This window comes from Streptomyces sp. NRRL B-24085 (genome assembly GCF_001282115.1).
Lineage (GTDB): Bacteria > Actinomycetota > Actinomycetes > Streptomycetales > Streptomycetaceae > Streptomyces.
Window position 1 is genome coordinate 54,372 of sequence record NZ_LJBR01000154.1, and the last position, 19,289, is coordinate 73,660.

General features: G+C 69.4%; 19 protein-coding genes. 11 read left to right on the forward strand and 8 right to left on the reverse strand.

Annotated features, from left to right (window positions below):
* Nucleotides 1-6: 6 nt before the first annotated feature.
* Both AOJ26_RS18505 and AOJ26_RS18510 read right to left on the reverse strand, forming a co-directional pair.
* Complete coding sequence (locus AOJ26_RS18505; RefSeq protein ID WP_053849420.1) at nucleotides 7-1,560, reverse strand: amidohydrolase family protein; 1,554 nt, start codon at nucleotides 1,558-1,560, stop codon at nucleotides 7-9.
* Nucleotides 1,561-1,748: 188 nt separating this feature from the next.
* Complete coding sequence (locus tag AOJ26_RS18510) at nucleotides 1,749-2,036, reverse strand: hypothetical protein (protein ID WP_053849421.1); 288 nt, start codon at nucleotides 2,034-2,036, stop codon at nucleotides 1,749-1,751.
* A gap of 245 nt (nucleotides 2,037-2,281) precedes the next feature.
* Here AOJ26_RS18510 and AOJ26_RS18515 point away from each other — a divergent pair, with 245 nt between their 5' ends.
* Nucleotides 2,282-2,788, forward strand: a complete 507-nt coding sequence (locus tag AOJ26_RS18515; protein WP_053849422.1) for a hypothetical protein — start codon at nucleotides 2,282-2,284, stop codon at nucleotides 2,786-2,788.
* 111 nt (nucleotides 2,789-2,899) lie between these two features.
* On the opposite strand, the gene AOJ26_RS18520 is transcribed toward AOJ26_RS18515, so the two are convergent.
* Nucleotides 2,900-4,174: an ArgE/DapE family deacylase gene (locus AOJ26_RS18520; protein ID WP_234358591.1), complete on the reverse strand. Its 1,275-nt coding sequence runs from the start codon at nucleotides 4,172-4,174 to the stop codon at nucleotides 2,900-2,902.
* A gap of 170 nt (nucleotides 4,175-4,344) precedes the next feature.
* Here AOJ26_RS18520 and AOJ26_RS18525 point away from each other — a divergent pair, with 170 nt between their 5' ends.
* Nucleotides 4,345-4,782 carry an Lrp/AsnC family transcriptional regulator gene (locus AOJ26_RS18525; protein WP_053849424.1) on the forward strand — a complete coding sequence of 146 codons (438 nt, stop codon included), beginning with the start codon at nucleotides 4,345-4,347 and terminating at the stop codon, nucleotides 4,780-4,782.
* A gap of 27 nt (nucleotides 4,783-4,809) precedes the next feature.
* Here the strand turns inward: AOJ26_RS18525 and AOJ26_RS18530 are convergent, their stop codons facing one another.
* From AOJ26_RS18530 to AOJ26_RS18540, 3 genes are read right to left on the reverse strand one after another with little or no spacing between them, the layout of a single operon-like run.
* Nucleotides 4,810-5,619, reverse strand: coding sequence for a MerR family transcriptional regulator (locus AOJ26_RS18530; RefSeq protein WP_053849425.1), 810 nt, complete (start codon nucleotides 5,617-5,619; stop codon nucleotides 4,810-4,812).
* Between the two features lie 14 nt (nucleotides 5,620-5,633).
* On the reverse strand, nucleotides 5,634-6,395 hold the full coding sequence (locus AOJ26_RS18535; protein WP_053849426.1) for an ABC transporter permease: 762 nt from the start codon (nucleotides 6,393-6,395) through the stop codon (nucleotides 5,634-5,636).
* Nucleotides 6,392-7,198 carry an ABC transporter ATP-binding protein gene (locus tag AOJ26_RS18540; RefSeq protein ID WP_053849452.1) on the reverse strand — a complete coding sequence of 269 codons (807 nt, stop codon included), beginning with the start codon at nucleotides 7,196-7,198 and terminating at the stop codon, nucleotides 6,392-6,394. The genes AOJ26_RS18535 and AOJ26_RS18540 overlap by 4 nt, the downstream gene beginning before the upstream one ends.
* Before the next feature lie 566 nt (nucleotides 7,199-7,764).
* Here AOJ26_RS18540 and AOJ26_RS18545 point away from each other — a divergent pair.
* The 5 genes from AOJ26_RS18545 to AOJ26_RS18565 all read left to right on the forward strand — a co-directional run bounded on the left by AOJ26_RS18545 (nucleotide 7,765) and on the right by AOJ26_RS18565 (nucleotide 12,784).
* Complete coding sequence (locus tag AOJ26_RS18545) at nucleotides 7,765-8,145, forward strand: hypothetical protein (protein WP_143663519.1); 381 nt, start codon at nucleotides 7,765-7,767, stop codon at nucleotides 8,143-8,145.
* Between the two features lie 342 nt (nucleotides 8,146-8,487).
* On the forward strand, nucleotides 8,488-10,242 hold the full coding sequence (locus AOJ26_RS18550; protein WP_053849428.1) for an NlpC/P60 family protein: 1,755 nt from the start codon (nucleotides 8,488-8,490) through the stop codon (nucleotides 10,240-10,242).
* 267 nt (nucleotides 10,243-10,509) lie between these two features.
* The gene (locus tag AOJ26_RS18555; RefSeq protein WP_053849429.1) at nucleotides 10,510-11,529 is read left to right on the forward strand and encodes a DUF4232 domain-containing protein; all 1,020 of its coding nucleotides are present in this window, start codon (nucleotides 10,510-10,512) and stop codon (nucleotides 11,527-11,529) included.
* Entirely contained in the window at nucleotides 11,526-12,074 is a 549-nt protein-coding gene (locus tag AOJ26_RS18560; protein WP_053849430.1) for a hypothetical protein, read from the forward strand. Before AOJ26_RS18555 ends, AOJ26_RS18560 begins: the two co-directional genes overlap by 4 nt.
* Nucleotides 12,075-12,211: 137 nt before the next feature.
* Nucleotides 12,212-12,784, forward strand: coding sequence for a DM13 domain-containing protein (locus AOJ26_RS18565; protein WP_053849431.1), 573 nt, complete (start codon nucleotides 12,212-12,214; stop codon nucleotides 12,782-12,784).
* Nucleotides 12,785-13,025: 241 nt separating this feature from the next.
* On the opposite strand, the gene AOJ26_RS18570 is transcribed toward AOJ26_RS18565, so the two are convergent.
* On the reverse strand, nucleotides 13,026-13,304 hold the full coding sequence (locus tag AOJ26_RS18570) for a GlsB/YeaQ/YmgE family stress response membrane protein (RefSeq protein ID WP_020120489.1): 279 nt from the start codon (nucleotides 13,302-13,304) through the stop codon (nucleotides 13,026-13,028).
* A 396-nt stretch (nucleotides 13,305-13,700) separates the two neighbouring features.
* The gene (locus AOJ26_RS18575) at nucleotides 13,701-14,618 is read right to left on the reverse strand and encodes a LysR family transcriptional regulator (RefSeq protein ID WP_053849432.1); all 918 of its coding nucleotides are present in this window, start codon (nucleotides 14,616-14,618) and stop codon (nucleotides 13,701-13,703) included.
* Between the two features lie 88 nt (nucleotides 14,619-14,706).
* Between AOJ26_RS18575 and hisD the strand changes: the two genes are divergently transcribed.
* The 4 genes from hisD (at nucleotide 14,707) to AOJ26_RS18595 (ending at nucleotide 19,289) form a co-directional block, all read left to right on the forward strand.
* Entirely contained in the window at nucleotides 14,707-16,026 is a 1,320-nt protein-coding gene (gene hisD / locus AOJ26_RS18580; RefSeq protein WP_053849453.1) for a histidinol dehydrogenase, read from the forward strand.
* A gap of 88 nt (nucleotides 16,027-16,114) precedes the next feature.
* Nucleotides 16,115-17,476: an ABC transporter substrate-binding protein gene (locus AOJ26_RS18585; RefSeq protein ID WP_063790288.1), complete on the forward strand. Its 1,362-nt coding sequence runs from the start codon at nucleotides 16,115-16,117 to the stop codon at nucleotides 17,474-17,476.
* Complete coding sequence (locus tag AOJ26_RS18590; RefSeq protein ID WP_053849434.1) at nucleotides 17,473-18,486, forward strand: carbohydrate ABC transporter permease; 1,014 nt, start codon at nucleotides 17,473-17,475, stop codon at nucleotides 18,484-18,486. The genes AOJ26_RS18585 and AOJ26_RS18590 overlap by 4 nt, the downstream gene beginning before the upstream one ends.
* On the forward strand, nucleotides 18,483-19,289 hold the full coding sequence (locus AOJ26_RS18595; RefSeq protein ID WP_053849435.1) for a carbohydrate ABC transporter permease: 807 nt from the start codon (nucleotides 18,483-18,485) through the stop codon (nucleotides 19,287-19,289). Before AOJ26_RS18590 ends, AOJ26_RS18595 begins: the two co-directional genes overlap by 4 nt.

Genomic DNA, 19,289 nt, shown 5'->3' on the forward strand with positions numbered 1-19,289 from the left:
CGGGCGTCAGGGGTGTCCTCCGCAACCGCAACCTGTCATCACCGCTCCCTCCTCGGGCGGCGGGGTCTGTGCGGCGGCCTCTTCCACCGCCGCGAGCAGCCGGCGGCGTTCCTCCGGCGGAATCCACCTGCCGTCGACGACCACGCCGTGGATGCGGCGGGTGTTGCGGATGTCGCGCAGCGGATCGGCGTCGAGGACGAGCAGATCAGCGGCCTGGCCGCGGGCCACGGAGCCGACGGCGGTCAGGCCGAGGGTGTCGGCCGCGTCCCGCGTCGCCGCGCGCAGAGCTTCCGCCGGGGTGAGGCCGGCAGCGACGAGGAGCGCCAGCTCGTCGTGGAGGGCGAAGCCCGGGACGAGGTATCCCGTGCCGGTGTCGGTGCCCGCCGCCAGCCGCACACCCGCGCCGTGCAACTCGCTCACCAGCCGCAGCCGGTGCGCGAAGATCCGGCGGATCTGCCGTCGCTGCTCGGGAGTGCGCCCACCGGTCAGGGCCGAGAGCTGGTCCGGCCAGCTCTCCACCTGCCAGGCAGGCAGGTACTTCCATTCCTCGTCCCGGGCCGGGACCTCGTCGGGCAGCTCCAGCGTGCGATGCACACTGAGCGTGGGGACGACGGCTGTCCCCTCACCCGCAAGACTCCGGAAGAGGGCGTCCGTCCGGTCCTGGTCGTATCCGCGCACCGCCCGCCATTCGAGGGGATGCACCTGCTGGAACCAACTGTGGTACCGGGACAGGCTGCTGGGGTCGCGCGGATCGATTCGTACGGCGGCCAGACGGCGCCGTATCTCCTTCTCGTGCCGTGAGGTGGCCAGGAGCAGCGCGTGCAGGTGCTCGATGCTGCGGTGGCCGGTGGCGCCGGCCTCCGCGATCCGCACCGTGTCGGGGCAGTGCCCGAGGTGGGGAATGCCCTGGCGCCGGGCCTCGTCCGCGATGGCGAAGTACGACTCGCGGGACAAGCGGGAGTACACCTTGACGAAGTCGGCGCCCTCGCGCTTGACCCGCCGTACGGCCCGCCGGGCCTCTGCGGCGTCGCGCACTTCGATGGTCGGGCCCACGTCGGCCGCCCACAGTGAGGGCGTGCCGTCGACGATGGGGCTGCCGACCACCCAGCGGGGGCCGAGCAGTGCACCGCTGCGGATCTTCTCCCGCCACTCGTGGTGGACCGGCTGACCCCGCATCTCCCGGACCGTGGTGACGCCGGCGAGGGCGTACAGCGGCGGAACCACTGTCTCCGGGCCGTCGCTGTGGGTGTGCGCCTCGATCAGTCCCGGGATCAGGTACTTGCCGGTCAGGTCGACCGTACGGGTGCCAGGGCGGAGCCGTGTGCGTGCGCTCGGGGCGAGTCCGGTGATGCGGCCTCCCTCGACGACGACCGTCATGTCGGGGGCCGGAGGTCCTCCCGACCCGTCGACCACGGTGACGTGTGTGAGCGCCAACGGGCCGGTGCCCGCGCCGGTTTCCCCCCTCGTCCGGGCCGCGCGTGCCGTGTCGGCGGAAGCCGTGCTCGGCAGTGCCGTACCCGTCATGGCGACGGCCCCGACCAGGAACCCTCGTCGGGCCATGCCGTGAGATGCCCCAACTGCTGCTTCGGACATGCCTTTTCCCCTCCTGCTGGTGAATCCGTCGAACGTGTCCGCCGACCCCACGACTCTGGCGGACAGGGGGCGACAGGACAGTGCGGCCAGACCGTGCATATGGAGGTGTTGCTGGGACCACCGGGCACCGGCGCTGGGGGGGACCGTGCCTTCTGCTACAGAGGGGGACTGGTGAGGTCGATCCAAATCCACGGGGCGCGGTGCCAGGAGCGAACCTCACCTACGACCAGCTCGATCGTGCTGCCCACCGCCGGTAGCTCCTGAGCCAACTGACGCACTCCCGGCTCTCCGCCGCGACGGATGACGTCCAATGACGCGCCGACCGGCTCGAAGCCCTGGATCTTCGCGGTGACACCCCAGGGCTGGTGACTGGTGATCGTGGCGTGGACGTGTTCACCAGGGCGGAGGTCGCTGAGGGGACGGGCCGGGGGGTCTGCGGTCACGCGGTGGTCCTTCTTCGTCGGTTCTGGGGATCCGAGGGGGACGGCGTTCGTGAAAGCGTAGTTGACCAAGGAGCACCGAGCTGGATGGCAGTGAGCGGCGGCCACCTGCCTAGGCGTCCGCTGGGCTGCCGGAGGTATGCGCCCCCTCCCTGTGACAGAATTGAACATGTTCAACGCGTCTGACAAGGTATCTCCCTGACCCACTGCTGTCGGCTGGCCATGTGGGCTGAGGGCGGGAGGTCCTGATGGCGGGCGGAAGCAGGCTGCGTGTGTGCGGGGCACACCTCGGTGGCTTGATGGTGGTGTTGGCTGCCCTGATGGGCTGCGCCGGTCCATATCAGTACTACGGCGGAACAGGGATACACGACGCCACGACCGCCGAAGTCGCTGGGGGCTGGGAGAACATCGAGGGGACCCGAGTGATGCTTCAGCAGGACGGAACGGCTCTTCTCGAAAAGCTCGACGGTCAGGACTTCGACTTCGAGGACGGCTGGCGCCTGTCCGGTACGGGAACCTGGCAACTGACTGACGAGGAGGACGGACAGGTCGTCCGGCTCGCACTGACAGCCCGGACCCGAGTGGAGAGCCGTTCCCCCACGACGGCTGACACCTCGGCCCCTGAACCTCCCTCGACATACGTGTGGTCCTTCTACGTGGACCGCGACCAGCACGACGAGGTGAAGCTGTTCTTCTTCTACGGCGATCCCGATGCGGGGAACACATACGCGATGACGCGCGAGACAGGCACATAGCCGTTCGATGATCGCTGGGGCCGGGCCGGCACAGGCCCTTGGTAGCGGACCGTACCCTCCAGGTTGGGACCTCTGGTACGAGGCAGCGGGTTGAGGGAGAGGCTGGGGCCACTACTTGGTGCCGACCGTGCGCAGTGTGGCGAGCACCAGTGCCCGGGTCACGGTGACGATGTCGCTCACGCGGATCTGTTCCTTCGGACCGTGGGCGAGGCGTACGTCGCCGGGGCCGTACTGCAGCGTGGGGATGCCCGCCCCGGAGTACAGTCGCAGGTCGCTGCCGTACGGGGCGCCCTTCTCGGAAGGTCGCGGGCCGCCGGTGACGTCGGCGTGCGCGTCGGCGACCTGGGCGGCGAGCGGATGCCCGGCCGGCAGCCGTCCGCTGGCGAACTGTCCGCCGGGCCACGTCACCGTGGCGGGGTGGGAGCGCAGCCAGGGGTCAGCCGCGCAGGCTTCGGCCACGCACGCCTCCAGTTCGGTGCGTGCCCGGGCCGGATCCTCGCCCAGCTTCACGCCCATTCTTCCCTCGGCCACCAGGAGGTCGGGCACGCTGCTGGCCCAGTCGCCGGAATGGACCGTTCCCACGGACAGCGGGTAGGGGATGGGGTATTCGGACATGAGCGGGTCGGCGCCGACGTTGCGGCGGGCTTCCAGACGGGCGAGCGCGCGGTGGATGGGCAGATATGCGTCGATGGCGCTCACCCCCACGTATCTGGTGCTGCCGTGGGTGGCGCGGCCGGGTACTTGGATGCGAAAGGTCAAGGCGCCGGCGTTCGCAGTCATGACCGCACCGCTGGTCGGTTCGGTGATGATGCAGGCGTCGCCGGTGTGGCCGCGTTGGAGGGTGCCGAACGCGCCGAGCCCTCCGTCCTCTTCGCTGACCACGAAATGCGCGGACACCTGGCCGCGCAACCTTGCGCCCGCCTCCCGTATCGCGGCCAGGGCGGCGAGTATCGCCACCACACCCGCCTTCATGTCGCACGCTCCTCGTGCGTGCACCACGTCCCCGGTAATCCGCGGGCGGAAGGGGTCGCCGTCCCAACGCGACAGGTCTCCGGAAGGGACGACGTCGACGTGCCCCTGGAGGATCAGGCTCGGCCCGTCGCCCCGGGGTACCGTGCCGCCCACCAGGCCCCACGCCTCGGTGCGCGGGGCCTCGCTGCCGGGAAAACGGGGATGGTCACGCAGCTCGGGCAGGTTCATGGACCACAGGTCGACATCGAGGTCCATCCGCTTCAGGTGCCGGGCAAGGACGTGCTGAACCTCGGACTCCGCGGCGCTTCCCGTCACGCTCGGAACAGCAAGGAGTTCCAGCAGCAACCGGGCGATGGCCGCCTCGTCGACCGCGGCCAGAGCCGAGGCTTCCACATCGCTCAGGCTTGCTGTCATCTCACCACTGCTCCCAGCACGTGACATCAGGACAAGCCGGAGACTATGGTCGACGGAGAACGCAAGCAATCGCCATTTGCTGCTGTCTACTGTCGTTTTCTTGCAATGTGAGCGGTCGTGTGGCCGTTTCTTGCGCGGGCGCCGCAGGTTCCGACGTCTGGAGTGAGGGCATGGACGCCATCGATCAAGCGATCATCCGGCACGTGCTGCGCGACGCGCGGGCGACATACGCAGAGATCGGCAAGGCGTCCGGGCTGTCCGCGCCCGCTGCCAAGCGGCGTCTGGACCGCCTCGTGGCCACCGGAGCGATCCGCGGCTTCACCGCTCTCGTCGATCCTCAGGCGTTGGCCTGGCATACCGAGGCTTTCGTCGAGGTCTACTGCACCGGCAATCCCACCCCCGCCGAACTGCGCCAAGCCCTGGAGGCCATCCCCGAGGTCATCGAGGCCTGTACCGTCTCGGGCGCCGCCGACGCAGTCGTCCATATGCTCGCCAAGGACATCCCCCACCTGGAACAGGCCATCCAACGCGTGCGCGCCACCGCTCCTGTGGAGCGGACCGAGAGCGCCATCGTGCTCTCCCGGCTGCTGAACCGGCCTCGCGTGTGATCGACACCTTCGGCTGCTGGGCGAGGGTCAGTGTGGTGCCGGCCGGGCAGTCGTCGATGGTCCGGTGGTGAGTCGGTCTGCGGGCACTCGCTCGATGCGGGTCCAGCCCTTCCAGCCACGTTCCTGCAGTACTGCCAGCACGTGTTCGGCGCCCGGCGCCCACTCGAGCACGGTGGAGTCCATCAAGGCGACGAATTGGTCGTCGAAGCCTTCGTCGCCCACCTCGCCGGCCTCCACGGCGCGGATCATCAGGCGCTCCAGGACGTCGGCGAGTCCCACGATCCGGGGATCGCCGGGCAGCCAGTCGAGGTCCCCGGTGAAGAAGCCGTAGAGTGCCACCATGTCGGGGTCGTTCAACTCCTCGTGCTTCTTGGCGATCACTGAGTCGATCAAGTCCGGCACCTGTGCGGCGATCATGATCCAGGCGTCCCGCTCCAGCTCGATGTACGGCTCCACGACGCCGAGACCGCGCAGGCGGTCGAGGTAGTCCACGACACTCTGCGGGAGCGCGAGGTGCTCTCCGGCGGCGAGCCGGGCGAGCCGCCTGCGGGTGTCCTGCAACCGCCTTATCTCGGTGCGCAGTTGCTTGTCGATCTCCCGGACGCCGCTGAGGAAGTCGTCCGGGCCGGCGTCGAGGAGTTCCTGCACCCTGGCCAGCGGCACACCGGCGTCGGCCAGGGTGCGGATCCGGATCAGTCGCACGACCGCGGTGGAATCGTAGGTGCGGTACCCGGACCGGTCGCGCCGGGGTTCGGGCAGCAGTCCGATCTTGTGGTAGTGGCGTACCGCCCGTACCGTCACCCCGGCGTACGTCGCCAACTGACTGATGGTGAGCATGGGCCCAGCCTGCCTCAGGCGATCTTCCGGCGGTAGGCGGTCATGGCGAAGGCGTACGCCACGACGAGGATGCCCACGCACCACGCGAGCGCGGTCCAGATGTCGTCGCCGACCGGTTGCCCCGTGAACAGGGCACGGATCGTGTTGACGATCGACGTCACCGGCTGGTGCTCGGCGAACCAGCGCACCGGGCCGGGCATCGTCCTCGTGGGCACGAACGCCGAGCTGACGAACGGCAGGAAGATGAGCGGGTAGGCGAACGCACCGGCCCCCTCCACCGAGGACGCGGACAGACCGGGGATCACGGCGAGCCAGGTCAGCGCCAGGGTGAACAGCAGCAGTATGCCGGTGACGGCGAGCCACGCCGACACTCCTGCTCCCGAGCGGAAGCCCATGAGCACCGCGACGGCCACGACGAGCACGAGTGCGATCAGGTTGGCGACCAGAGAGGTGACGACATGGGCCCACAGCACCCCCGACCGCGCGATCGGCATGGACTGGAACCGCTCGAAGATCCCGCTCTTCACGTCGGTGAACAGCCGGTACGCGGTATAGGAGATGCCCGATGCGATCGTCATGAGCAGGATGCCGGGCAGCATGTAGTTCACGTACGGAACCGACCCGGTGTCAATGGCGCCGCCGAAGACGTAGACGAACATCAGCATCATGGCGACCGGTGTGATGGCGGTCGTGATGATGGTGTCCATGCTGCGTGTGACGTGGCGCAGGGTCCGCCCCGTGAGCGCGGCAGTGTCGGTGAAGAAGTACGAGCTCATTCCTGGCCCCCGGTGGTCGTGGTGACGGCGTCGCCCTGGTCGCCGCCGATGACCGCGAGGAAGATCTCCTCCAGCGTCGGCTGCTTCTCGACGTACTCGGCCTTGGCCGGCGGGAAGAGCTGCTTGAGTTCGGTAAGGGTGCCGTTCACGATGATCCGCCCCTGGTGGAGGATGGCGATCCGGTCGGCCAGGTGCTCGGCCTCCTCCAGGTACTGCGTGGTGAGCAGCACCGTCGTGCCATGACCGGCGAGTTCCTTTACCGCCTCCCACACCTCGATGCGCGCCTCCGGGTCGAGTCCGGCCGTCGGCTCGTCCAGGAAGATCACCGGCGAGTCTCCGATGAGGCTCATGGCGATGTCCAGGCGGCGGCGCATCCCGCCCGAGTACGTGGACACGCGTCGCCCTCCGGCCTCGCTCAGCGAGAAACGCCTCAGCAGGTCGTCCGCGATCGTGCCCGGGTCTTCGAGGTGACGCAGTCTGGCGACCAGGACGAGGTTCTCCCGACCGCTGAGCATCTCGTCGACGGCCGCGAACTGCCCGGTGAGACTGATGGACTCCCGCACGCGCGCGGGTTGTGCCGCGACGTCGAAGCCGTTCACGCTCGCCGTGCCCGCGTCGGCCTTCAGGAGCGTGGCGAGGATCCGCACGGTGGTGGTCTTGCCCGCCCCGTTGGAGCCGAGCAGGGCGAAGATGCTGCCCGGCGCCACGTCGAAGTCCACGCCGCGCAGCACGTCGAGCTTCCCGTACGACTTCCGCAGCCCCCGCACGCGCATCGCCGGACCGGCGATCGTCTGGGCCGTCATGGTCATCTGTCTCCTTTGCGGACCTGTGCCACGCGACTGCGAGGACACCCGTGCCGAAAGGATGGAGGGTTGACCCTACGTCAAGGTCAAGCCCGCTCTGCCGGGTCCGCTTCGACCACGGCTTCCCCCTCGTGGCGCTGTTGCGGGGGCGCCCGGCACTCCGTTCCCAGCGGGGCCCGAATCCGACACCCTGGAGATCCTTCCGCGAGGAGTTCGCGGTGCTTTCGCGGACAAATCCCGCCATGTGGCGGTGAGTTGACCGCCTCCTGCATGCTCATGCCATGAAACCGTCGAGTGACCAGGAAGGAGACGACTTGCTTCCCCGGCTTCTTGGTAGTGATCGATCCTTCGCCGCCGCCCCCGCAGCGGCCGGATGCTGGGTGCTGCGTCTGTGGGCAATTTCCCTGCTCAGATGCCTGTGAGACGGTCACTGTCCGTGCGTAACGGAATGTCACCTCTCAGTCAGCTGTTGGCCAGTACATGACTAACTTGGTCGACCGCTGCCGGTTAGCGTTTTCCGCGCTGGACATCCCAGCAGACCGAGTGTCAACAGGGGGATTCCTTTCATGCGTATGAAAGCCAAGGCCATCACAACGGTCGCGGCAGGCCTGCTGGCCGTCGCGGGGCTGTCCGCGCCGACCGCCGCGGCGGCAACGTCCGGCGACCGGGATGCCCGGACAGTGACGTCCGACCGGATCGCCGCCAACACGTGGGTCTACACGTGGACCAGCGCGAACATCCGCAGTTGTGCCTCCACAGCGTGCAGCATCAACTACACGGTCCCCGCCAACTACCAGCTCAGCGCCATATGCTGGGCCCACGGCCAGTGGGTGAGCCAGAACGGCGTCTCCCACGACAAGTGGGTCCTGCTCGGCTCCGGCTCGAGCTGGATCTGGGGCGGCCTGCTGAAGGGCAACGAGACGGGCAACGTACCCAACGAATGCTGAACTCCGTTGGAACGGCGAGTAATCACCCTGCTCGGAAGCTGAACCAACAGGTGGTGCACAGGCGCGTTCCGCGACCGAAGTAGGCGACTCGTCGCTTCCCGAAGGCCACCAGCGAATTCCCCGTATCCGGCAGGGGATCCGCTGGTGGCCTCTTGCGTGCCAGGGGCGCGTTCGCAGCGGCTCGGGCGTCGTAGGCAGTCGTTGGAAAGGCACTCCCGTCAACACGCGCTGTCCTCACGGTGTATGGGTGTCGACCCTGCCCGAAGGGTGGAGCTCACCTGCTGCCTGCCGAAGTCGGGGCCGCCGTGACCTGTCGACGAGCGGTGACGGATCATCGAACACATGTCTCTCACATCTCGGCGAAGACTCATCGCCGCCCTGGCAGCCTCCGCCGCCGTCCCGGTCACCGGCCTGGCCGCCGTCCCGGCGCGAGCCGTTGCGCTCGCCGACGTGCCGGTCCTCCCGGGGCCGGGTGGACTCCCGTCGGCCCGTTCGTGGGTGTCCATGGCACCGCTCGGCGCGGCGCACTTCACCCCGGTCGCCCTCGCCACCCCGCTCATCGTCACCGCGCTGTCCGGCACCCCGGCCCGCACCGAGGTGACCTCCGGAGGAAGGCGCGTCGCACTGCTGACCCACGGTGCGCGGACCGTCGTACTGCCCGGCCCGCAGCGGACGTTCGCGGAGAACAAGCGTCCCTTCGTGGACGACTTCCAGCGGACACTGCCGGACCTCGCGCTGGACGAGCCGGACCGCGCGTATTGGGGGACCTCGCCGGGCGGCGGCAAGTGGGTCACGTCGGAAACCTTCAAGACGGACTTCTCGGTGATGCCGGGCGCCGGGATCATCGACCTCACGACCGCCGGGTCCAGTCGGCACGCCAGCCTGCGCGACGACGAGATCACCGACGTCGACGTGCGCTGCACGGCGAGGTTCGACAAGGTCCCCACGGGGCAGGCCTGTTCGTTCGCGCTGACCTTCGGTTACGTCAGCACCCAGAATCACTACCGGGCGCGGCTGTCCTTCCTCACCACAGGGGCGGTCGAGATGCGGCTGGAGAAGGAGGTCACCAACGACGTGGCCTCGCTGGCGACGGCGGTCACCCTGGCCACGGGCGTGCCGGCGGGGACCGAATGGACGGTCCGGGTGCGGCGGGAGGGCACCCGGATCCGGGCGAAGGCCTGGCAGTCCGCGTCAACGGAACCCGGTTCGTGGGCCTTTGACGTCACCGACTCCACGTCCACCTTGATCAAGGGCCGGGTGGGCGTGCGCGCCTTGGCCAACGACGGCTGCACCAACCTGCCGATGCGACTGTCGGTGAGCGGTCTTGAGGTGGACGCCGCGAACTGGGCGGTCCTGCCGACCGTCACCCACGGGGACTGGGTGCGTGTGCTGCCCGAGCCGTTCGACGGCACCTGGACGCCCGAGCTGGAGCGGACGATCCGCGGCTGGGCCGGATCCACCGGCCCGGACGTCCTCGCGTACGCCGCGATGTTCCTCGGCGGCGCCACGACGGTCACGGCCGGCGCAGGACCCGCCCAGGGAAAACAAGTGCTGGGCGAGGCCGGCTACGGCTACCTCGACACACACGGCTACCGCCTCGAAGGCGCCGACTTCCACGAGTACATGAAGGTGGGCTGGACCTTCCCGGACGGCACGTACAAGGGGCCGTCCAGCAAGCAGGTCGGCAACCTCGACTGCTCGGGCTACACGCGGATGGTCTACGGCTACCACCTGGGCGTGCCGCTGGCCGCCGACGAGGACACCTCCGGTACCCGGATCCCGCGCAAGTCACGGCACATCGCCGACTACGCGCCGGGCGTGGTCGTCGACCGGGCCACCGGGACCACTCCACCCGCCGCGCCCCTGCTTCAGCCCGGCGACCTGGTGCTGTTCAACGCCGACTCCAGCGACGACGGGGTCAGCCTGACGATCGACCACGTCGGTATCTACCTGGGCCTCGACGGCGACGGCAAACGCCGCTTCCTCTCCAGCCGCAAGACGGTCAACGGGCCCACCATGTCGGATCTCGGCGGCGCGTCCCTCCTCGACGGCTCGGGGACGTACGCCAGGACACTGCACACCGTGCGCCGCATCTGAACCGGGTCAGCAGCCACGACGTCCCGTGAGCTGGGGGAGGGGCGCCGACGTCCACCTGTCGCGGGCCCGCACCCGCCGTGCCGCGGTCCCCGGCAGCCCGAGGCGGCGCCCACCCTCGGGCTGCCAGGCCGACCGAACTCGCCCTGGCAGCACGGCAGTAGAGGGCCCGTTGCGGACCTCCCTGCCAAATGATCTGTGACAGCGCTGTGACCGGAGGTGTGGGTTCCGCCACAGCCCGCCGGGGGTGTCCCCTGGTGGGGTGGGCGAATGCCGACCGCCTCCCGCACCGTTCCCGCCGTCCTCGCCGCTGCCCTGCTGCTCGCCGCCTGTGGTTCTCAGAGCGCCTCGTCCAGTGGGGACGCAGATGCCGGCGGCGGCCGGGTGAGAGCAGAGGCGCTGTGTCCGTCGGACTTGCCTCAGTACGGCAGCCCGCCGTCCGCGGAGCCGTCCGTCCGTCCCTCCGGCACGCCGACCGCGCTGCCCCTGCCCTCGGCGAACGGTGACGGTACGGCCGGGGACGGCGTGAAGATCACCGCGCTGTACGCCTGGGGCCCGCGAAGCGGCTGCGCGGGAGTCGACTACAGCGCGGACTTCGAGATCACCAACCAGCGGACGGAGACGGCCACTTACACGGTGACCTTCGGGTTCCTCTCGGCGTCCCGAGGCGGGGGTGACAACGTGCGGAAGACCGTCGAGGCGGTCGGCGCGGGTCAGGTCGTCAAGGGCACCGTCGTCCTGGAGGAGGGGGCCGACAACGCACCCGTGACCGGCGTAAAGGTGATCAAGGTGCGGAGCGTTCCCGAAGCCGAGGCGCCGTCCGCCTCGGGCACGTGCCCTGACTCCGGCACGCACCTTTACGCCGACGAGGGGGACGCGGCCATGGGCCTGCGCGTCGTCGGCCTGCACCTGGTCAACTGCGGCATCCAGGCTGTGCGTCTCAACGGCTATCCGAAACTCGCGCTCGAGGACGAGGACCACCACCCCGTGGACGGTGTGCGCATCCTCCAGGGAACCGATCAGATCAGCACCGGCCTCGGAGGGGACAGCGGGCCCCAACCGGTCGTCCTGCGTCCGGGGCAGGCCGCGGTGGCCGGACTGGCCTGGCGCAACACCACCCAGGCAGGCGAACCGGTGAACGCGCCCTACGTCCGCGTCTGGGCCACACCCGCCGCTGATCCCGTGATGGTCGTACCCGAACTCGATCTCGGCACGACAGGGAAACTCGGCGTCGGTCCGTGGCGCAAGGACGACACGTTCAGGGACCCCGCCGGCGCCGCCCGTCCGTGATCGCGCTCCTCGTCGTGATCGCGTGCGCGCTCGCCGTGTACGTCCTCGCGCACCCGCGCATCGCATCCGGGATCAAGGTCGTCTTCCTCACCGCGCCACCAGTGGCCGGAGTCGTGTGGCTTCTGGAGGAGGTCTTCGAGATGACGTTCACGGCCGGGGTCGTCGGCGCGCTGTTCGTGGTGTGCCTGGTCGCCCTTCTAGGGCTCCTCGGACACCCTCGCCTGCCGACCTGGACGAAGCTGATCGTGTTCTGCACGGTTCCGGTGGCGGCGCTGTCCTGGCTGCTGGTCGTCACGGCGGACGACACGATCAAGGACCCCGGTGAGGACCCGTGTTCCCTGTACTACGGGGGTGTGGGCAGCTCCAAGGCGTTTCCCCCGCAGGCCTATTGCCGCTACGAGGACGGCAGCACCCACGATCTCGCGACCGGCACCCAGTTCGTGTTCTGGGTCTGCTTCACCGTCAGCTTGGCTCTGCTGTCCGTCGGACTGTGGCAGGTCGTACGGGACCCGGGAACGCTCGTGCGGCAGTTCAGAACGCTGTGAGGAAGCAAGGGTGTGCGGCACCTGCCGCTCGGGACCCGGGACGTAAGGATTTCGTCATCTCGTCCCCGGCTGTGTCACGGCCGTTCGCACCGTTGAATGAGGTGCCGACAGCAAAGATCCGTGGAAGTGAGGCCGGGATGGGGCGCGTGCGGGAGACGTTGGGCAGACCGTTGGCCGTGGGGGCGCTGGCGGTGGCGGTCGTCGCTGTCGGCTTCGGGCTGTACTGGTTCCAGCCGTGGAAGCTGTGGCAGGACGAGACGGTGGAGGAGGCGCTGCCCGGAGTCGTGACCACCTCGGCCCCGTCGACGGCGGAGCCCACGGCCTCCGCGCCGGCATCGCCCAGCTCGGTCGCGGAGCCCCGGACCGTGGCGAGTGGTGACCTGATCAGCCACGAACACGCGACCACGGGCACGGTGAAGCTCGTACGGCTCGCCGACGGCTCCCATGTCGTCCGGCTGGAGAACCTCGACACCAGCAATGGTCCCGACCTGAGGGTGTGGCTGACCGACGCGCCGGTGAAGGAGGGAAGCGCGGGCTGGCGCGTGTTCGACGACGGGAAGTACGTCAGCCTCGGCAAGCTGAAGGGCAACAAGGGAAGCCAGAACTACACCGTGCCCGGTGACGTCGATCCCTCCGCCTTCAGCAGCGTGAGCATCTGGTGCGACCGCTTCGACGTGTCCTTCGGCGCGGCGGAACTCTCCCGCGCCTGACGGGTGCCGGCCGCTGGCCCGGGGTGCTGCGGCCGGGAGCGGGGAGTTCTGACGTCGCCGCCCGGTCGCTCGGAAGAGCCTGCTGGGAGCGGACACACTGATGCGGGCCACGGACGTACTGTCCGTGGCCCGCATCAGCTGTGTTTCCGTGCGTGTCACGCGGCGTTCGGGCTGCGTGTCACGGGTGTGCTCGCCTCAGCCTGCCTGACGTCGAACGGCACGCTCGGCCGAGTCCGGCAGGTCAGGCGTGGCGGTGGGACCGTCGATTACCCGTGACCACTCGGTACAGCACGAGCAGGATGAGAGAGCCGACGATGGCGGCTATCCAGGTCGACAGGTCGAAGAAACCGTCGATCGAGTCGACACCGAAGATCACCTTGCCGAGCCAGCCTCCGAGAAGACCGCCGACGATGCCGATCAGCATGGTGATGATGATGCCACCCGGGTCCTTGCCGGGCAGCAGAAGCTTGGCGATAGCGCCGGCCAGCAGGCCGATCAGAATCCAGGCGATGATGCCCACGTCTCCTCCTCGTTCAGAAATACCTTCCTCACCCGAATGCGCCCGGACGGGGAAGATAAACCTGGAATAAAGATGATCTGTATGGGGATGGTGACCGCTCCGGGCCCGGACCGCCGGAAACGACGGGTCCGGCCCGTCGGTGATCGGATTGCCCGCGGAGCTCGCGGCAATCCCACCAAGTGCGTTCTCGATGGACGCGCACCCAGAGACACGCCAGGACATGTCCGCGACCAGTCGCCGCGCCGCATCCACGAGCGAGCTGCCGGGCAGGGCCCGGGACCCGTGCCGACACTTCGACGACGTTGATCTCGGCAACAGTCGCCACCCTCCAGCGGCGACCCGGTCAGGCGGCGACGGCCAACTCGCCGTGGCGATCCCTCAGTTCATTCGGCCCGTTCAGTGAGCAAGCAACATCCGCCGAGCCAACCGAGTGATCTCCCGAGTGGCCGGTGACAGTACCGATCCCTGTCGTCGCACCACCGCGATGGTGTCGTACAGCGGCTCCGCGAACTCGACGGTGTGCAGGTTGTCCGGGAAGGCGCGGCTGCGGGCGACCGCACGCGAGACGATGGTGTCTCCCGCGCCCCGGGCGACGATGTGCAGGGCGGATTCGACGTGTTCGACCTCGATGGCGGCGGACAGGGTGACGCCCTCCACCTGGGCGCGTTCGGCGAGTTGGCGGCGGGTGGGGTCCCGCCAGCCGTAGTGGGCGTCGTAGAGGATCAGGTTCGCGGCGGCGAGGTCTGCCATGGTGACCGGTCGTGCGGTGTGGCTGGGGTCTGCGGAGACGTACACCACCTCGTCGCGCATGAGGGGGGTGACCTCCAGGCCCTCGGCGTCGATGGGCAGGACCACCAGCCCGGCCTCCAGGTCGCCGGCGCCGACGGCTTCCACGACCTCGACGGAGTTGAGGCCGACGATGCGCAGCCGCACCTTGGGGTGGCGGGTGTGGAAGGTCTCCAGCAGCTCGGACAGGAAGTAGTAGTCGGCGTTGCGCAGCAGGCCGAAGGTGGCCACGCCCCCGTCGAGGGAGGTCAGTGAGCGCAGGGCGCGGTCCGCGCCGTCGGCGGCCTCGATCGCCTGCTGCGCGTAGGGCAGCAGTTCCTCGCCGGCCGCGGTCAGGACCAGCCGGCGCGGTCCGCGGGTGAACAGCGGCACCCGGTAGTGGTCCTCCATCCGTCTGATGAGCTCCGAGACGGACGGCTGGGTGGTCCGCAGTTCGTTCGCGGCGGCGGAGAACGTGCCCAGGCGCGCCGAGGCGAGGAAGGCGCGGAGCTGGTTGAGGGTGATCGCGGCGACGGTCGGGGAGGACATGTCGACATCGTGCCATAGGGCGACCCTATGCGAGGTCGAGGAAAAGTCGGGGTTGTCCTGGGTCAAGCGCTGCTTCAGGCTCTGCTGTATGAAATTGAGCCACCGCTTCACCACCGATTTCGCCAACCGCTTCACCCTGCTCAAGGCTCCTGCCGTCGACGCGCCGCCCGCCCAGCGTGACCCCGAGGTGATCGAGACCGTCAGCCGCATGCTGTCGGACATAGAGCGCCACGGCGTGGACGCGATCCGCCGGTACGCGCGCTCCCTCGACGGCCAGCCCGACGGCGCGGTCGAGCTGGACGCGGCACAGGTGGCCCGGAGCGGGGACCGGCTGCCGAAGGAGCTGCGGGCGGCGATCGAGCTCGGCGCCGAGCGCACGCAGCGCTTCGCCGGGCTCCAGCGCGCCCACCTGTCGGACTTCGAGGAGGAGATCGCTCCCGGCCTGGTCGTGGGCCAGCGGTACGTGCCGGTGGGAGCCGTGGGCGCGTACCTGCCGGCCGGCCGCTTCCCGCTCACCGCGAGCGCCTTCATGACCGTCGGGGTCGCCAAGGCCGCGGGCGTCCCGACCGTCGTAGGGTGCACCCCGCCCCAGCCGGACGGCCGCGCCAACGACGCCGTGACCTACGCCGCCCACTTGTCCGGCATCGACCACCTCTACGTCCTGGGAGGCGTGCAGGCCCTGGCGGCCATGGCCTTCGGCCTCCTGGACCGGCCGCCCGTCGACATGATCGTGGGCGCCGGCAACGCCTACGTGGCCGAGGCCAAGCGCCAACTGTTCGGCACGGTCGCCATCGACCTGCTCGCGGGCCCGTCCGAGGTCGCCGTCATCGCCGACGAGACCGCCGACGCCGAGGCGGTCGCGGCGGATCTGCTCGGCCAGGCCGAGCACGGTCCCACGTCGCCGGCCGCTCTGGTCACCACCTCCGAGCGCCTGGGACGGGACGTCGTCGCCGCCGTCGACCGGCAGCTCTCGGCCCTGGCCACCCGGGACATCTGCGGCCCGGCCTGGCGCGACTACGGGTCCGTCATCCTGGTGGACAGCCGGGAGGACGCCGTCGCGGTCATGGACGAGCTCGCCCCGGAGCACCTGGAGGTGCACACGGGCGAGGACGACTGGTACCACGGCGCCCTGCGCAACTACGGCTCACTCTTCCTCGGCCACTGGAGCACGGTGGCCTACTCGGACAAGGGCATGGCCGGCACGAACCACACCCTGCCGACCGCGGGTGGCGCCAAGCACAGTGCCGGGCTGTCCGTCTCCCGCTACCTCAAGCCGCTCACGTACCAGCGCATCGCCCGTGCGGCCACGCCGCTGCTGGCCGAGGCGGTGGAGGTGATCTCCGCCAGCGAGGGCATGGCGGCCCACCAGGCCACGGCAACCCTGCGGCTGCGCACCTACGCGGGCTGACACGGGTGCAGTAGCCACAGCATTCTCCCGACCCAGCAGTCAGCAGCCCTTACGATCCGCCGATCAGCACAGAGAACCGGTGCACGATATGAAATCGCTACGACGCGAAGGCGCAGGCCCGCCCCGCTCCGCCGCGGGCGCCGCCGCGGCCGTCGCGCTGGCCACCCTCCTCGCCTGCGCCGCCTGCAGTCCGCCCGGGGCGGGCAAGGGGACCGCCGCAGGCGACATGGTCGCCGTCACCGACCCCGTGACCGCCCGACAGGTCGCCGCCCTCGGCGACGTCACCTTGCGGATGTGGGCGGACCAGGCGGAGAAGCCGCTGATGAGATCGGTGGTGCCGGCGTTCGAGAAGCAGTATCCGAACGTCAAGGTCGACATCACCTACAAGAGCTTCGACGACCTGATCGCCACCGTCGTCAACGCGGCGTCCGGCACCAACCCGCCCGACCTGTTCGAGGGCAACATCGGCTACGCGGTCGACGGGGCGCTGGTCAAGGCGAAGCTGGTGCGCCCCCTGGACGACGTCGCGGCCGCCTACGGCTGGATCACGGGCACCGGCGCGAGCACCCTCGCCCCTGCCCGCTGGAACGGCTCAGGCACCGCCTTCGGCAGCGGCAACCTCTACGGCATGTCGCCCATCAGCGAGGTCCAGGGCATCTACTACAACAAGGCCCAGCTGGAAGAACTCGGCCTGAAGCCACCGCGGTCCCTCGCCGACCTCGAGAAGGACCTGCCAGTGGTCAAGAAGGCCGGCAAGCAGCCGATCATGCTGGGCAACAGCGACCAGTACGCGGCCACCCACATCTTCTCCGACCTGGCCGTCACCGAGCAGACACCGGCCTCGATCCGGGACTGGATCGGCGGCAAGGCGGGCACCACGTTCGTCACAAAGGGCAACGCCAAGGCGGCCCGGACGATGGCCGACTGGGCGAAGAAGGGCTACTTCGGCTCCGGCTACGACGGCTTGAGCAACGAGGACGCCATCAGCCGGTTCGCCAAGGGCACGGGCGTCTTCTTCGTCGGCGGCTCGTGGAACGGGGCCACGCTCGACCCGGCGAAGTTCGGCTTCGGCGCGCTGACCACCGGCGGCGCGGGAGCCACCGCCTCGCCGTGGCACATCTCCGCCTCCTCCAAGGTCACGCCCGCCGCGGTCGCCTTCCTCGCCGCCCTGCACACCCCGAAGGCCGGTCAGGTGATCCTCGACACCGGGCGGCTGCCCGTCGTCACCGACGGCGTGAAGGGCACCAACAGCCTGCAGACCCAGACCCTCGACGCCCTCAAGCGCACGATCGCCGCGGGCACCCAGGTCGGCTACTACGACTGGACCGCCTCCGACATGCTCAACGTCATGGGCGGCAAACTCCAGGAGGTCATGGCCGGGCGCACCGGCGACACACAGTTCCTGAAGGCCGTCCAGGAGTCCTGGCTCAAGGCGAGGCAGGCGCAATGACCACCGCGGCCACCACCCCGAAGCAGGGCGCCACCGCCCCGACACCAGCGGCCCGCACCGACCGCACCCACGGCCCCCGCCGCCCCTCCCTCCGGTCCTACCTCTCCTCCCGGTCCTGGTCCTCGCTGCTGTACGTGGCACCCGCACTCGCGTTCTTCGCCGTCTTCGTCCTGTACCCGATCGGCATCTCCGTCTGGTACTCCTTCTACGCCTACGACGGCCTGACACAGGGCACGCCGGTCGGCTGGGACAACTACACGGCCGTCTTCACCGACAGCGAGCTGCGCGCCGCGCTGCTGCACTCCCTGGTCCTGCTGTTCTTCTACGCCGTCCTGCCGGTCTGCGTCGGCCTGCTGCTGGCCGGGGCCATGTCCCGGATCCGGGTGTACGGACTGACGGTGTTCCGGGCGGTGCTGTTCCTGCCGCAGATCCTGTCCAGCGTCGTCGTCGCCGTCGCCTGGCGGAACCTGCTCGCCGTCGACGGACCGGTCAACACGGTCCTCAAGGCCGTGGGGCTGGGCCGGTTCGCCACGAGCTGGCTGGGCGACTTCGACACGGCCCTTCCGTCGATCGGCGTGATCGGGGCCTGGGTCGAGTACGGGCTGTGCATGGTGCTCTTCCTCAGCGGCATCGTCGCCATCGACCGCTCCACCTACGAGGCGGCCCGCCTGGACGGCGCCGGGCCCGTACGGGAGTTCTTCGCGATCACCCTGCCCGCGCTGCGCCCGCAGATCTCGATCGCGCTGATCCTCACCGTCACCTTCGCGCTGCGCAACTTCGACCTCATCTGGAACACCACCCGGGGCGGCCCCGGCACCACCACGACCGTGCCGAGCCTGTACGTCTACCAGGACGCGTTCCAGAACCGCATGCTCGGCCGGGCCTCCGCGCTGGCCATCGTGCTGACCGTGGTGATCCTCGCCGTCGTCACCGTCGTACAGCTCGCGCTGCGGGAACGCGAGCGCCCGCTCCGCCGTTTCGCGAGCCCGGGCAGGAAGGTGCAGTCATGAGAATCGCCCGCAGCGAGAGCGTCGCCACCCACGCGCTGCTCGTCCTGGCGTCCGTCGTCGCCGTCTTCCCCCTGGTGTCGATCATCGTCTCGTCCCTGCACGGGGTGGCCGGCTCGGGCGGGGTGTCCTTGGCGAGCTACTCCACGGCCTGGACGCAGGGCCGGTTCGGGCCCGCGCTGCTGTCGAGCGCGCTGGTGGCCGTCACCGTCGTGGTGGTCACCGTGGTGCTCGCCGCCCTGGCCGGTTACGCGCTGGCCACCATGCGGGTGCCCGGCGGCCGGATCATCGTCGGCCTGCTGCTCGTGGGCCTGGTCCTGCCCTACGAGGTGACGGTCCTGCCCCTGTACGAGCTGCTCACCGGATGGCATCTCGTCGACACCTACGGGGCGTTGATCCTGCCGCAGATCGCCCTGTCCGTCCCGCTGGGCGTGTTGTGGATGCGGTCGTTCTTCGCGTCCGTCCCGGTGGAGCTGCTGGAGGCGGCCCGCATCGACGGCACGAGCCGGCTGCAGAGCCTGCGCCTGGTCGTCCTGCCCATCGCCGGGCCCGCCCTCACCACGCTGAGCACGGTCCTGTTCCTGTTCACCTGGAACGAGTTCCTGCTGGCGCTCATCCTCGTGCCCGACAACGCCTCGGTGCAGACCGTGCCGCTCGCGCTGTCCTTCTTCTCCGGCGCCGCCCGTTCCAGCGACCCGGCGGTCACCGCGGCCGCCGCCGTCCTGGTCGCCCTGCCGGTGCTGCTGGCGTACGTCTTCCTCCAGCGGCGCCTGATCAGCGGCCTGACCGAAGGAGCCGTCAAGTGA

What these genes read in the sequence shown, in the direction of transcription:
- AOJ26_RS18575 (WP_053849432.1), bottom strand. Translation starts at nt 14,618, where the DNA reads ATGTCCTCCCCGACCGTCGCCGCGATCACCCTCAACCAGCTCCGCGCC.
- AOJ26_RS18515 (WP_053849422.1), top strand. Translation starts at nt 2,282, where the DNA reads ATGGCGGGCGGAAGCAGGCTGCGTGTGTGCGGGGCACACCTCGGTGGC.
- AOJ26_RS18520 (WP_234358591.1), bottom strand. Translation starts at nt 4,174, where the DNA reads ATGACAGCAAGCCTGAGCGATGTGGAAGCCTCGGCTCTGGCCGCGGTC.
- AOJ26_RS18585 (WP_063790288.1), top strand. Translation starts at nt 16,115, where the DNA reads ATGAAATCGCTACGACGCGAAGGCGCAGGCCCGCCCCGCTCCGCCGCG.
- AOJ26_RS18550 (WP_053849428.1), top strand. Translation starts at nt 8,488, where the DNA reads ATGTCTCTCACATCTCGGCGAAGACTCATCGCCGCCCTGGCAGCCTCC.
- AOJ26_RS18535 (WP_053849426.1), bottom strand. Translation starts at nt 6,395, where the DNA reads ATGAGCTCGTACTTCTTCACCGACACTGCCGCGCTCACGGGGCGGACC.
- AOJ26_RS18565 (WP_053849431.1), top strand. Translation starts at nt 12,212, where the DNA reads ATGGGGCGCGTGCGGGAGACGTTGGGCAGACCGTTGGCCGTGGGGGCG.
- AOJ26_RS18590 (WP_053849434.1), top strand. Translation starts at nt 17,473, where the DNA reads ATGACCACCGCGGCCACCACCCCGAAGCAGGGCGCCACCGCCCCGACA.
- AOJ26_RS18555 (WP_053849429.1), top strand. Translation starts at nt 10,510, where the DNA reads ATGCCGACCGCCTCCCGCACCGTTCCCGCCGTCCTCGCCGCTGCCCTG.
- AOJ26_RS18530 (WP_053849425.1), bottom strand. Translation starts at nt 5,619, where the DNA reads ATGCTCACCATCAGTCAGTTGGCGACGTACGCCGGGGTGACGGTACGG.
- AOJ26_RS18540 (WP_053849452.1), bottom strand. Translation starts at nt 7,198, where the DNA reads ATGACGGCCCAGACGATCGCCGGTCCGGCGATGCGCGTGCGGGGGCTG.
- AOJ26_RS18505 (WP_053849420.1), bottom strand. Translation starts at nt 1,560, where the DNA reads ATGGCCCGACGAGGGTTCCTGGTCGGGGCCGTCGCCATGACGGGTACG.
- AOJ26_RS18595 (WP_053849435.1), top strand. Translation starts at nt 18,483, where the DNA reads ATGAGAATCGCCCGCAGCGAGAGCGTCGCCACCCACGCGCTGCTCGTC.
- AOJ26_RS18545 (WP_143663519.1), top strand. Translation starts at nt 7,765, where the DNA reads ATGCGTATGAAAGCCAAGGCCATCACAACGGTCGCGGCAGGCCTGCTG.
- hisD (WP_053849453.1), top strand. Translation starts at nt 14,707, where the DNA reads ATGAAATTGAGCCACCGCTTCACCACCGATTTCGCCAACCGCTTCACC.
- AOJ26_RS18525 (WP_053849424.1), top strand. Translation starts at nt 4,345, where the DNA reads ATGGACGCCATCGATCAAGCGATCATCCGGCACGTGCTGCGCGACGCG.